Annotated in this window: 13 protein-coding genes; 9 read left to right on the forward strand and 4 right to left on the reverse strand. The window is 42.2% G+C overall.

Annotated elements, in window-relative coordinates:
- Nucleotides 1–78: 78 nt before the first annotated feature.
- Nucleotides 79–1,422, forward strand: coding sequence for a phosphate regulon sensor histidine kinase PhoR (phoR, locus tag Q8J82_RS00290; protein ID WP_304891431.1), 1,344 nt, complete (start codon nt 79–81; stop codon nt 1,420–1,422).
- Complete coding sequence (locus Q8J82_RS00295; protein WP_304891430.1) at nt 1,423–2,175, forward strand: hypothetical protein; 753 nt, start codon at nt 1,423–1,425, stop codon at nt 2,173–2,175.
- Between the two features lie 76 nt (nt 2,176–2,251).
- Here the strand turns inward: Q8J82_RS00295 and Q8J82_RS00300 are convergent, their stop codons facing one another.
- From Q8J82_RS00300 to Q8J82_RS00315, 4 genes are all read right to left on the reverse strand, one after another.
- Nucleotides 2,252–2,533, reverse strand: coding sequence for a hypothetical protein (locus Q8J82_RS00300; protein ID WP_304909091.1), 282 nt, complete (start codon nt 2,531–2,533; stop codon nt 2,252–2,254).
- Between the two features lie 150 nt (nt 2,534–2,683).
- The gene (locus Q8J82_RS00305; RefSeq protein WP_304909092.1) at nt 2,684–3,343 is read right to left on the reverse strand and encodes a hypothetical protein; all 660 of its coding nucleotides are present in this window, start codon (nt 3,341–3,343) and stop codon (nt 2,684–2,686) included.
- A 241-nt stretch (nt 3,344–3,584) separates the two neighbouring features.
- The gene (locus tag Q8J82_RS00310) at nt 3,585–4,250 is read right to left on the reverse strand and encodes an OmpA family protein (RefSeq protein ID WP_304889873.1); all 666 of its coding nucleotides are present in this window, start codon (nt 4,248–4,250) and stop codon (nt 3,585–3,587) included.
- A 468-nt stretch (nt 4,251–4,718) separates the two neighbouring features.
- Nucleotides 4,719–8,609: a DUF3683 domain-containing protein gene (locus tag Q8J82_RS00315; RefSeq protein ID WP_305327555.1), complete on the reverse strand. Its 3,891-nt coding sequence runs from the start codon at nt 8,607–8,609 to the stop codon at nt 4,719–4,721.
- Nucleotides 8,610–8,786: 177 nt separating this feature from the next.
- Here Q8J82_RS00315 and Q8J82_RS00320 point away from each other — a divergent pair, with 177 nt between their 5' ends.
- The 7 genes from Q8J82_RS00320 to Q8J82_RS00350 all read left to right on the forward strand — a co-directional run bounded on the left by Q8J82_RS00320 (nt 8,787) and on the right by Q8J82_RS00350 (nt 13,709).
- Nucleotides 8,787–9,302 carry a TlpA disulfide reductase family protein gene (locus Q8J82_RS00320; protein WP_304891411.1) on the forward strand — a complete coding sequence of 172 codons (516 nt, stop codon included), beginning with the start codon at nt 8,787–8,789 and terminating at the stop codon, nt 9,300–9,302.
- The gene (locus Q8J82_RS00325; RefSeq protein ID WP_304909094.1) at nt 9,302–9,712 is read left to right on the forward strand and encodes a CopD family protein; all 411 of its coding nucleotides are present in this window, start codon (nt 9,302–9,304) and stop codon (nt 9,710–9,712) included. Before Q8J82_RS00320 ends, Q8J82_RS00325 begins: the two co-directional genes overlap by 1 nt.
- A 32-nt stretch (nt 9,713–9,744) precedes the next feature.
- The gene (locus tag Q8J82_RS00330) at nt 9,745–10,524 is read left to right on the forward strand and encodes a hypothetical protein (RefSeq protein ID WP_304909095.1); all 780 of its coding nucleotides are present in this window, start codon (nt 9,745–9,747) and stop codon (nt 10,522–10,524) included.
- Between the two features lie 83 nt (nt 10,525–10,607).
- Nucleotides 10,608–11,171: a TetR/AcrR family transcriptional regulator gene (locus Q8J82_RS00335; protein WP_304909106.1), complete on the forward strand. Its 564-nt coding sequence runs from the start codon at nt 10,608–10,610 to the stop codon at nt 11,169–11,171.
- Between the two features lie 67 nt (nt 11,172–11,238).
- Complete coding sequence (locus Q8J82_RS00340; protein WP_304909096.1) at nt 11,239–12,210, forward strand: carbohydrate kinase family protein; 972 nt, start codon at nt 11,239–11,241, stop codon at nt 12,208–12,210.
- A gap of 64 nt (nt 12,211–12,274) precedes the next feature.
- Nucleotides 12,275–12,727, forward strand: a complete 453-nt coding sequence (locus tag Q8J82_RS00345) for a glycine zipper 2TM domain-containing protein (protein WP_304909097.1) — start codon at nt 12,275–12,277, stop codon at nt 12,725–12,727.
- A gap of 190 nt (nt 12,728–12,917) precedes the next feature.
- Complete coding sequence (locus tag Q8J82_RS00350; protein WP_304909098.1) at nt 12,918–13,709, forward strand: GNAT family N-acetyltransferase; 792 nt, start codon at nt 12,918–12,920, stop codon at nt 13,707–13,709.
- The last annotated feature ends 11 nt before the right edge of the window (nt 13,710–13,720 follow it).

Consider the following 13,720-nt stretch of genomic DNA (forward strand, 5'->3'; position numbering starts at 1 on the left):
TATATGTGCTCAAGCACGTTTTTCTTGATGAAATCCTCGCTATAATTAATCACGACAATTTATTGAAACATTCTATCTGTGCTGGATATTCGTTGGAAAGCTGGTTTATTCGTCTGCGCGCTTAGCGTTATTGGCTTATTTTTATGGCTAATCACTAGCGCGACCACGGCATTAATTGTATTTTCGCTAGGCCTGCTCATTTATCTCATCAGCCATATTTACTGGCTACACAAATTAAATTCCTGGTTTCAAGCACCTGAAATTAAAGGCATTCCTGAAGGCTCGGGTATGTGGGAAGATGTATTTACTACGCTATTGCAATATGAACGTAATAACAAACTAAACCAAACCCAATTAAATTCAGCACTAGAACAATTTAGCCTAGTCACAAGGGCCATGCCTGATGGATTGGTGATACTTAGTGCCAGCAACGAAATCGAATGGTGTACGCCAAATGCAGAAAGCCAGCTTGGACTTAATTTAATCACTGATAAGAATCTACCAGTAGTTAATTTAATCCGCGACAGTAACTTTATTTCCTATTTATATAACGAAATTTATAGCGAGCCCTTTAAACTAAGGTCTTGGCGTAATCCTGACATAGTGCTTGAAATACAGCTACTTCCATTTGCAAACAAGCAAAAACTGTTGATTAGTCGAGACATGACACAACACGAAAAAGTCGATGTGATGCGTCGTGATTTTATTGCCAACGTTTCCCATGAGCTGCGCACTCCCTTAACCGTTGTAGGTGGGTTTTTAGAAACACTAAACGACATGGAAGGCGCCGTACCTGATAATCTGAAATCATATTTCGCCATGATGGAAGAACAAACGATTCGCATGCGTCGAATTATCGAGGATTTACTGACGCTATCAACCATAGAAAGTAACACCGAGAATCCGGAGGATAGTGAAATTGATATGCCTAGCTTGCTAAAATCCGTTCAAAATGATGCAATTGGATTAAGCCAGACGCTCCACAAAACAAAACACAATATTCATCTTGATGTCGACAGAAGACTCAACATAAGCGGCGCGTCAGATGAGCTTCGGAGCGTATTTACCAATTTAGTCAGCAATGCCATACGCTACACACCCGCTGGTGACAAGAGTACTGGCAAAAAAGGTGAAGTGTTTATCAGTTGGGCATTACGAAATGGCGAAGCTGTGTTTTCTGTACGTGACACTGGCATCGGCATCGAACAGAAACATATCGACAGACTTACCGAGCGCTTTTATCGGGTAGACAGAAGCCGAAGCCGCGAAACAGGCGGTACTGGCCTAGGGCTATCTATCGTTAAACACATTTTAATTCGACATCAGGCTAAATTAGAGATTACTAGCGAATTAGGCGTGGGCAGCACATTCAGCGCTGTATTTCCTAAAGCACGAATTGTAATAAAGAAAGCAAGTGCTTAAATGAGTCGCATAAGTAAGAACATCACACGTTTAATCATCAGCCTAATGTTTTTAAGCATGCTATCAGCCTGTGCAACGACTTCCAATAATACGGCAACACTACCTGGTAAAGCCATTCCTGAGCAGCAGGATCGCAGCACCATCAACCAGCTAGGTAAGGGTGATTTTGACCGTATGGCCGATGTTGAAGTGCGAGAAAATTCTGAAAGTTTGCGCTTACTAATGCTTAAGCTTTATAAACGAAACCCGCGCGAATTACAGAAAAGCACATCTGATTCTGCAGAAAAAATGGTGAACTGGGTATTCGATGGTGAAGCGCAGCATCACTATCAATTTGAAGGAGTCAACAATCGACATGGTGCAGATGCCATATTTTTAGCCTTTAAAGCTGACTATACTGGCGATCGTGTATTAGCTTTTATCGTCGGCCTGCAAACCATGTTGCTTAAAGCCCATGGCGGTAAAACAGATTTTTATTTGAACGACAACATAGACCCGCAACATATGTATAACTTGGCGAGAAACATAGAAATAGCTGCATGGAAGCTCTCTAATGCGCGAGATGAGACGGGAACACTCTATTTATTATCTAATGAAATCAATGATAAAGATAAAAACTTATCCTTTGAACGAGAGTTTGGAAAAATGATAGGCCGCACCGATTTATTCGCGATTGGCTTAGCTGAAAAATCACAACGCCTTATTTCACGCGTAGTGCAAAGCCTTGCAACTGCCGTTTTCCTGCCGTTCTAGAACTGCGCCACTACCCAAGCTCCGGCCATATAAAAAAGGATCCTAAGCTCCTTTTATAAAACTAACAATAAATATATCATTTAGCGGCGGCATCCTTAGCTGCCTGCACTGCGTCTGCAGCATTATTTTTAGCCTCGTCAATAGCCTCACTTGTTGCTGTTGCTGCATCCTTAGCCGCAGCCTCTGTAGCAGCGGCTGCGGCTTTTGCTGCATCAATGGTAGTCTCTTTCATTTCCGTTACCGCTTCTTTTGCCTTTTCAGCAGATTCTTTCGCTGCATCTTCTGCCTTTTTACTGCAAGCTGCAAACGAAACAGTAACCACTAAACTGAGTAACAAAGCCTTAAGTAATTTATTCATTTTATATCCTTTAATAAAGTTAAAAACATCACGCATCAAAACCACCATCTACGTCATGCGCTATGCTCAAATATTCAACTTATCTTATCACAGCTAAAAATAGGCAATGAAAACAATTGTTAACGCCATTTAACTGGCACACCCTTACAGCTACATTCGCTTTTTATTGTTGAGCGATCCTAGAATAATGAGAAGAATCGCACCAATTTCTAGCATTACGTTGACTCTAAACCCTAAAATATGATGATTTATAAATAAGTCTAAATGATGAAAAGAGGCCGCTCGCATCAAAATAAAGGTGCAAAGCAACACAATACCTACCCAGGTTAATTTATGTTGTCGCCAAGAATTAGCCAGAAATATCCGCAATACGACTAAAGTAAACATCATGCCCAAACCTAATATGGCGATAAATGCTGCCTGAAGTGACCTTCTATGCTCATACCAGCCATGTGCCAGCGCCGAATCCTTGATGGTTTGTGTTAACCAGCTTTGTAAATCTAACTGTTTATTAATACAAAGTAAAAATAGAAATACTGCCAAATACAGCCAAAAATGGTAATTTTCTCCATGATTTTTTAATGAAATCGCTTTAAACCCGCACTGCACAACTGCTATCAAATAGAAAAGCACCGTTATCCAACCAAAAAGGGTCGGGTCGCCAATACCAGCATGCCAGCGACCATCTACCGTAGAGGCTAAAATTAAATTACTCTGAAATAGAAAGTTAGCTGACAAAGTGAGTTGCGTAGCGCTACGCCAAATATTTAGACGATTATCACGACTAGTTATAAATGTCTGCTTGCTCATTCGACGCATTTTAGCGTAAATAAGGCTCTTCACAGTAATGTCGGCATGAAATTAAATGAGTACCTTCAATACAACTACAGCAATATAGCCAAATCAATACAACAAAAGGAAATGCTCTGCTGATTGTTAATCTTCACAACTTTCAATAAAGGTCAACAATCAGCAGAGCATTACTTTTTTAAACATGAGGCATTAAGCTAATAGTCGTTATTCTATGATAGCGACTATTAGTTATTACATCCTAGTTACCCTGTGACGCTTGTGCAGGCTCAGCTACATAAATCTCAACACGACGATTTTTTGCCTTGTTTGCTGCAGTGTCATTAGCCGCTATAGGCTCACGTGAGCCGCGTCCATCAATAGTAAAACGATTCAAGGCTACACCTCTAGTCGTTAGATAATCACGGACACTTGCAGCACGATTCAACGACAGTGGGTTGTTAATTGCATCAGTACCCGTGCTATCGGTGTGACCAATAATCGTTACGTTGCTGCTTGGGTTGCTCACCAAGCCGTTAGCAAAGGTATTTAATATTGCTCTAAAGTTTGGATTGATATCTGCGCGACCCACAGCAAATGAAATGTCACTTGGAATATCCAATTTCAGGCGATTATCAGCCGTCTGTGTCACCGCAACGCCTGTACCTGCTGTTGCTTCTTCCATCTGCTTTTTCTGCTCTTCCTGGCGTTTAGACCAAACATTACCAGCCACTGCACCCGCCGCACCACCAACGGCCGCACCAATTGCCGCGCCCTTGCCCTTACCAGCAATTGCACCTACAACAGCACCCGCACCAGCACCGATTGCCGCACCTTTTGCAGTACCTTTTTGCGTTTCTGTCATGTTGGCACAACCACCCAATGAAAATGCAACCAGAATAGAACTTACAATAATTTTATTACGCATATTGACTCCCTAACTTTATGAAATTACTGACTATAAAAATATCGCTGAAAATTTAATTGAAAATTCACTAATTGAATCCATTATGAACCAGCAACACAAATATATATGTGGGTTAACGCACATTAGCTGATTTAGTTTACCAACTTTAATTAATTAAAGATGTAAATTAAAAGTAAGAAATAGTAGATATGTAAGCTTGATGGTATGAACAAGTATCGCCCATAGTTGACAGCCTCTGAATGACGGAGATTTTCGCTAATTTAGGCAATTAATTACATTAAAAATCTAACAATACTGTTAAAACAGCTGCCGACGATGAAATTGCCAGAATCAGTTGCCACCTCTGTCTAATCATGCAAAAGTACTAGATTTTAATTGCCAACAACTCCTTGGTAATCAACGTCAAAAAACGAATTTCATATTGCTATATGGGTAGTTTCGTTTGTCATAGATTTGCGATTCAATAACTTACAGCAACACCTTCTCAATCCCGCCGTTATTCACTCGTTTCACATATTCCTGCATCCAATTCTCACCAAGAATATGCTTTGCCATCTCCACCACAATGTAATCTGCCTCTATACCAGTATCTTCACCATAGCGCGCTAAACCTTGCAAGCAACTTGGGCATGAGGTGAGAATTTTCACTTTTTCTTCAGGCGCACCCACTGTTAGGCCCATTTTACCCATGCCTTTTTCAAGCTCTTCTTGCTTGCGCATTTTTACCTGTGTTGCAATGTCCGGGCGGGCGACAGCGAATGTGCCGCTTTCACCACAGCAACGATCATTCAATTGCACATCCGTTCCCATCAGCTTATTGGTCACTTCTAGCGGCTTATAGGTCTTCATCGGTGTGTGGCATGGGTCGTGGTACATATAGCGCGTGCCAGTAATGCCTTTTAACTTCATGTCTTTTTCCATTAGATATTCATGAATATCTAACAAACGGCAACCTGGGAATATCTTTTCAAACTCGTATTTTTGCAGCTGGTCCATACACGTGCCGCAAGACACAATCACCGTTTTAATATCAAGATAATTAAGCGTATTAGCAACACGATGGAATAACACGCGATTATCCGTGGTGATTTGCTGGCCTTTATCATGATTGCCACTTGACGTTTGCGGGTAGCCGCAACATAAATAGCCAGGCGGCAATACGGTAATGGCGCCTGATTCATACAGCATGGCTTGTGTGGCTAAACCTACGTTTGAGAATAACCGCTCTGAACCACAGCCCGGAAAGTAAAACACCGCCTCTGAGTCTTCCGTCACCTTTTTCGGGTTACGGATTACTGGAATCATACTGTCATCTTCTATGCCCAATAGCGCACGTGAAGTTTTGGTCGGCATTTTTTTCGGCATAGGTCGATTTATAAAATGAATCACCTGTGCTTTAATTTCAGGCTTACCAACTGTGGCTGGCGGCCTGATTTTGTCTTTTAACAGATGAAACTTTTTAGCCAGGCCATGCGCAAAACTTTGTGCTCTGTAGCCAATCGTCACCATAAAGGTGCGCATCAACTTGATGGTGGCAGGATCTTTTGCATTCAAGAATGCCATGCCTAGTGCGGTACCTGGGTTAAATTGCTTTTTACCTTGTTCACGCAAAAAGTTACGCATGGCAACAGATACATCGCCAAAATCAATATCTACAGGGCATGGGTTTAAACATTTATGGCACACCGTGCAATGATCTGCCACGTCATTAAATTCATCAAAGTGTTTGAGTGAAATACCACGCCGTGTTTGCTCTTCATACAGAAATGCTTCGATTAAGAGTGAAGTACCTAAAATCTTGTTGCGCGGACTGTATAGCAAATTGGCTCTAGGCACGTGTGTGGTACAAACAGGTTTACATTTGCCGCAACGCAAACAATCACTGATTGAATCTGCAATTTCACCGATGGCTGATTGCTCCATGATGATAGATTCTTGTTCCAGCAAGCCAAAACTTGGCGTATAGGCGTTTTCAAGCCCTGAACCAGCCAGTAATTTACCTTTGTTAAAGTGGCCATTCGGGTCTACTTTATTTTTGTACTTGGTAAATGCTTCAATAGTCGAGGTTTCCAAAAATTCCATTTTGGTGATACCAATACCATGCTCTCCAGAAATAACGCCATCTAGTCCTTTTGCCAACGCCATGACCCGCGCAACGGCTTCGTGCGCCTCATTCATCATTTCATAATCGTCTGAATTTACAGGAATGTTAGTATGTACGTTGCCATCACCAGCATGCATGTGCAAGGCAATAAACACACGGCCTTTGAGCACAGCCTTGTGAATCTCATCGCACTTATCCAGTATTTTTTGATACTCGCGCCCAGCAAAAATGTCGGCCATAGGGCGCTTGAGTTCACGCTTCCATGAGATACGCAAATCGTAAGACTGCACCGCACGGAATACATTTTCGTATTCATTCAAGCCACTAGCAGCTTCACCTAATACAGACGTTAAAGCAGAAACAGGCGCATCTAAGCTATCTAAAATCAACCTCCAGTTTGCACGTAACTTAGCGATAAGCTGTAACGCCATTACCTGCTTGGTTTTTACCATTTCAGCATCAGCATTGCCATCTTCATCGGCTTGCAAGGGCAAATCGCCTTGCATAAACACATCCAAAGCATCTAGTAATTGGAGCTTGTTTTTAATTGAAAGCTCAATATTAATGCGTTCAATACCGTCCGAATAATCGCCCAGGCGCGGCAATGGAATCACCACATCTTCGTTGATTTTAAAGGCATTGGTATGCTTGGCAATAGCGGCAGTGCGTGCCCGATCTAGCCAGAACTTTTTACGTGCTTCAGCTGAAACCGCAATAAAACCTTCACCATTTCGGGCATTGCATAAACGCACTATATGTGATGCCGCCTCGCCAACTGCGTTTTCATCATCAGAGGCAATATCAGCAATCAACACCATTTTGGGACGTTGTTGGCGGGCGGCCTTAGTCGCATAGCCCACAGCTTTAATATAGCGCTCATCCATATGTTCCAAGCCTGCCATTAATACGAGCGGGTCTTTTCTGGCGGTAGCATCTAAATAATCTTTAATTTCCACAATGGCTGGTACAGCATGGGAAACATTGCCAAAGAACTCTAATGCAACGGTGCGAACATGCTTAGGCATGCGATGTAAAATAAAGGTCGCGCTGGTAATCAAGCCATCACAGCCTTCTTTTTGTATGCCTGGTAAGCCAGATAAAAACTTATCCGTCACGTCTTTACCTAAACCGATTTTACGGAAACTTGGTCCTGCAATTTCTAAAATCTCAGGTTTTGCCAGCAGTGTCTTCATGTCTTCTGCATAGCGGCTTACTTTAAAACGCGCGATTGCGATGTCATGAATTTTACCTAGATTGTGGTCTAACCGCTCCACCTCAAGCCACTCGGCATCTGGCGTTACCATACGCCATGAGGCCAGATTATCTAAGGCTGTACCCCAAAGTACCGCTTTTTTGCCCCCGGCATTCATGGCGACATTACCACCGATACAACTCGCATCTGCACTGGTAGGGTCACAGGCAAATTCCAACCCTGCATCACTTGCAGCTTCCATCGCACGGCGTGTTACTACGCCAGCACCGCATTCAATAGTCGCCACTTGCCTTGAAACACCCGGTAGCGTGCGCATTTGCACACCACTATGCTGATCTAGCTTTTCAGTATTGATCACGGCTGACATCGGTGTGAGCGGAATAGCGCCGCCCGTATAACCGGTACCGCCACCGCGCGGTATGACAGTAAGTCCTAACTCAATACACGCACGCACCAAGGCGGCAATTTCTTTTTCCGTATCCGGATTTAACACCACAAACGGATATTCAACACGCCAGTCAGTTGCATCGGTTACGTGTGAAACACGCGCCAAGCCGTCAAACTGTACGTTATCTTTACGGGTGATTTTTGTAAATTTAGCCAGCGCTTTTTTGCGTAAATCATAGGTTTGGCAGAAATCTTCAGCAAATTTTTCTACCGCTTGCCTAGCTGCATTCACCATCTTCTGGACTTTATCACTGGCCGTATTGCCAGTGTTTCGCTCATCAATCGCGGCAATACGATGCTGTAAAGCGTCAATTAAAGCTTTGCGACGTTTAGGATTTTCCAGCAAATCATCTTGCAAGTAAGGGTTACGTGTCACCACCCATAAATCCCCCAACACTTCAAACAACATACGAGCGCTACGACCTGTCTTACGTTCGCCACGTAAATCATTCAAGATATGCCAGATATCTTCACCCAAGAACCGAATAACGATTTCGCGGTCTGAAAAAGAAGTGTAGTTATAAGGGATTTCGCGCAAACGCGCAGCAGGTTGTGGTTCTGCGTTCAAAATATTGCTAGATAAAGGTGCGTTCATTTTCTTTTTTTGTGAATAGCATGGCTATTAAAAGTGTGATTATAACATGCTGAAACCCTGCAAATAAGCGTAACTGTTTCATGGTTATTGGCGATTAGTCTATTCATTACTTTCAACTAAGCCTCAATACAATAATCATCAGGTTCGTTCCAAGAAAAAATACGATAAACTATTGATATGAATGCATTGTTTAAAAAATCATTATTACCCATTGTTATTACAGTTTTATTGGCTTTACTGACATATCAACAATACAACAAATCTAACGCACCAAATGTTACTTTTACCACTATCGAAGGTAAAAAAATCCCCATGTCGGCCTTAAAAGGCAAAGTGGTGCTAGTCAATTTTTGGGCGACCGATTGCAGCATCTGCATTAAAGAGATGCCTGAGTTAGTAAATTTTTACAATCTATACAAACATAAAGGTTTTGAGGTGATTGCCGTTGCAATGCCTGACGACCCACCAGCGCAAGTACTGAATTACGCAACCATAAAAATGCTGCCCTTCCCTGTGATGCATGATGGCCTGGCAGAAATAACGAAAATGTTTGGTGATGTTGATTTAACACCTACAACTTTTATTTTTGATAAGCACGGAAAGCTTTTGCAACGTACAATTGGTGAAATTAATTTTATTAAACTGGGTCAATTACTAAACACTGAATTGTCCAATGGAGAGGTAACGAAATAATGCTGTGGATTAAGGCACTACATATCATTTTTGTCACAAGCTGGTTTGCAGGACTATTTTATTTACCGAGATTGCTAGTCAATCATGCCATGGTGACCGATGTTGCAACCTCGGAAAGACTAAAGCTAATGGAGCAAAAATTGTATCGCTTTATGTTGCCATTAGCCATATTGGCATTAGCATTCGGCCTTTGGCTGTGGCTAGGTTATGGCATTTCAGGGCGCTGGATGCATCCCAAATTAACGCTTGTTGCAGTGCTGATAGGTTATCATTTTTATTGTGGCAAACTCGTCAACGACTTTAAACAAGATAAAAATAAACACAGTCATGTTTGGTACCGCTGGTTCAATGAGCTACCAGTAGTCGTGCTAACCATCATTGTTATATTGGTTGTAGTTAAACCTTTCTAATCACACTTAAAACTCAGATAAAGATTTAATTGATGGATATTTTCAATTCACAGTGGCTGCTAAATATGCTGGCCAAATCCAGCAAAACCCCGCAAGGGCGAATACTCAGCCTGTTCGACATCTTGCATGACTGGCTAACCGCACCCGATATTCAAGTGAAAATCTCATCCAATAGCACTGCGCTAAACTCACAACTCAGCGCATATTTTACTGAGCAGGCTATAGCAATAGGAGCGAGCAACCCGACAATTCTTGCAGAGCACATTGTGCTAATTGCACGAAATGCAGCGCAACAAGAGTTAAATCACCCTGGCAGCGGTAGCTTAGCCCATGCTAAAAAAGCTGCAAGTGCGCTTATTTTGGCGCAAACACAAAAAGAATGGCCATTATTAAAGACTGTCAGCTCAAAATCTGCTGTCTATGGAATTGCTGCCAGTGTATTTTTATTCTTTGGTATCGCCTCAATATGGTTACCAGAGTTGTTACATAGCAATCATCAGAAAATCACTCAGGCAAAAGCATTTAATGACAACAATATAAGGGTTGAAACAGTTATTGCCAAACAAGCTGACACTAAATTAACCGCAATAGATGCCGCCACCATGTACGCAAAATATGAGCAAATGCGTAATGGCACTTGCCAATTTCCGGAAGTATTGCAAATACCAGACAAAGACAAAGCAATTTATTTAGAAAATGTAGTTGGAGGAAAATTACCAACCGACCTTGCGGATTTAGCGATTGCCAATTCATATTTAGAAAAAATACGTTGTAATTTCACGCCGATGTTAATGGCAAACTCCAAGAGCTAAATAAAAATTAAATGCTACGTATAATCAATGGCTACACAAAATAATGATTGCAAACAGCCTATACAGGTTTGTATAATCAACGCATGTCGACTTTACGTGAAAAGATACTAAATACAGCAACTGATCTGTTTCAAACCAGAGGTATTAACTCAACTGGTGTTGATACGATTGTAGCTGTAGCAGGCACGACAAAGATGACACTCTATAAACACTTCGTAAGCAAAGAAAATTTAATACTTGAGGTGCTCGAAAAAGGCCATCAAGACTTTCAAAGCTGGTTAAGTGAAAAACTCAACAGCAACACAAAAAAACCAAGCGAAAAACTACAAAAGTTATTTGAGTTTATTGAAGAATGGGTCACATCGCCAGACTTTCATGGCATGGGCTTTATTAAGGCATCGGCAGAATTTCCTAATGAGGAATGTCCGGTTCATCAGCTATCTTCAGAACAATCACGTCAATTCAGGCAATATATTAGTAGCCTGGCATCAGAAGCCAATATCCAGGATGCCGATGGCCTTGCGTTGCAGCTTTCATTATTGTTTGAAGGTGCCGTGCAGGCTGAACAAATGAAACGTGGCTCTGGCGCGATGAAATATGCCAAAAAAGCCGCCAAAATTCTAATTGATGGTGCAATTAAAGCTTAGCTTGCTTAAAACGGCCGTACTACAAGATAATGTCGTTTTAATCTAAACGCCAGAAAACGATATTCAAATGCACACTCTTATCTGCGGTTCGCTCGCATTCGACACCATCATGGTGTTTCAAGATCAATTCAAAAATCACATCTTGCCCGATAAAATTCACGCGCTAAGCGTGGCATTTTATGTACCTGAAATGCGTCGTGAGTTTGGCGGCACTGCCGGCAACATTGCTTATAATTTACAATTGCTGGAAGGCAATCCGCTGATTATGGCTACTGTGGGTGAAGATTTTTCTACTTATACTCAATGGCTCAATCAAAACAAAATCAATACCGCACATATTAAAACCATTCCTAATAGTTTTACCGCGCAAGCTTTCATTACCACTGATACTGATGATAATCAGATTACCGCCTTTCACCCGGGCGCAATGATAGAGTCACATCAGAACAGTGTAAGTGAGGCTAAAAATGTGACCATTGCCATTATTGCTCCAGATGGACGTGATGGCATGTTTCAACATGCGCGCGAGTGTTTTGAAGCTAGCATCCCATTTTTGTTTGACCCAGGCCAAGGCTTGCCAATGTTTAATGGCGAGGAGCTTTTGCAGTTTATTGAAATGGCCGATTACTTGGCGGTAAACGACTATGAATCACAAATTATTCAAGACAAAACAGGTTTAAACTTAGACCAGCTTGCGCTTAAAGTAAAAGCCTTAATCGTCACGCTTGGCGGCTCCGGCTCACAAATTTATGCAGACGGTCAACGTTATGATATCCCCTGCGTTAAGGCCATGAGCATCGTAGACCCAACAGGCTGTGGAGATGCATACCGCGCAGGCCTGCTTTACGGTATTGCAAAAGGCTGGGACTGGCCAACATGCGGCAGATTAGCCTCTACGATGGGGGCGATTAAAATTGAAAGTCGTGGTGGGCAAAATCACAAACCGTCACGTGCAGATATAGAGGCAATTTATACGCAGGCATTAGTTAACGAAACTGCACTTAGCGCAACTTCAGAAGAAGAAAATAGTCCAATTTGATATAGCGTTTTTCAATTCGATGACAATCAATGGTTTTATAAAATATTTTTTGAGGGAGTTACAAATGAAATCAACACGAATCTTTGCAATCGGCTTATTAAGTTTATTTCTCGCAGCGTGCGCCAGCTCCAACTCAGGCAGTGTTTACAGTCGTGATGATGCACGCAAAGTACAAACAGTTAGAACAGGTGTGGTTGAAAGCGTCCGCCAAGTGAAGCTGGAAGGTACAAAATCACCTGTAGGCACTATCGCTGGTGGTGCTGTTGGTGGTATTGCCGGCAGCTCTGTAGGTGGCGGTCGCGGTAGTGCAATTGCTGCTGTGATTGGTGCGGTAGCTGGCGGCCTTGCAGGCTCAGCGCTAGAAGAAGGTGTTACGCGTAAAGATGCCGTTGAGATTACCGTTAAAATTGACGGTGGCGCTTTAATCGCAATCGTACAAGAAGCCGATGAGGAATTTAAAGCAGGTGATAGAGTACGCTTGATTGAAAGTGGCGGAACCAGCCGCGTATCGCATTAAGTAAATACCTGCCAATTAAATCCAGCATCAGTTTTATGACAGGGATTTCAGCAACTTACATCCCTGTCATTTAGTTTCACTTCCATCAATGCTCCAGCTAAGTTCAAGCTGTCAATAAACAGTCATATTTCCGTCATCGTTCTTTAATTATCACGCATTAAAGTATTCTCAATTTAAAAGGAGATATTTGATGCTTAGTAAAGAACTTCTGTTATTTGAAAATACTTTAAAAAACAATCGGAATCACGCCGAGTCACCAAGCACTACAACTCAAAGACGTCTGAGTATCAGCCTAGCTTTTACCCAGCAGGAAATTGAAGAGGCTCAACGCTTACGTTATAAAGTATTTGCAGAGGAAATGGGTGCGCAGCTATTGGGTACAGGCGGTCTTGATATTGATGGCTTTGACCAGTATTGTGATCACTTGATTGTACGTGATACTGATACAAATCAGGTGATTGGCACCTACCGAATTTTAAGCCCTTCAAGCGCCAATGAGGCAGGTGGCTATTACTCTGCGGCTGAGTTTGATTTAAGCAGGCTTGCTCACCTGTTTGACCGCACCGTAGAAGTTGGTCGTGCTTGCGTACACCAAAATTATCGCAATGGTGGCACTATCACCATGCTGTGGGCTGGTTTAGCAAAATATATGCAATTTCATAACTACGAGTACATGATAGGTTGCGGTAGCGTAAGCATGGCTGACGGCGGTCATTCAGCTGCAAGCTTATATCAACGACTACAAGATGATTATTTATCGCCACTTGAATACCGCGTATTTCCTCGCAACCCACTACTCAATGATTCACTACGCTCTGATATGCAAGTGGCTTGCCCGCCATTAATTAAAGGTTATTTGCGCCTTGGTGCCTATATTTGTGGTGAACCAGCATGGGATCCCTATTTCAACACGGCCGATATGCTGGTAATGTTACCTCTTTCTAGAATCAACCCTAGATATGCTGCACACTTTTTAAAGTAAGAAGTTATTTT

This window comes from Methylotenera sp., from assembly GCF_030684185.1.
Classification (GTDB): Bacteria; Pseudomonadota; Gammaproteobacteria; order Burkholderiales; family Methylophilaceae; genus Methylotenera.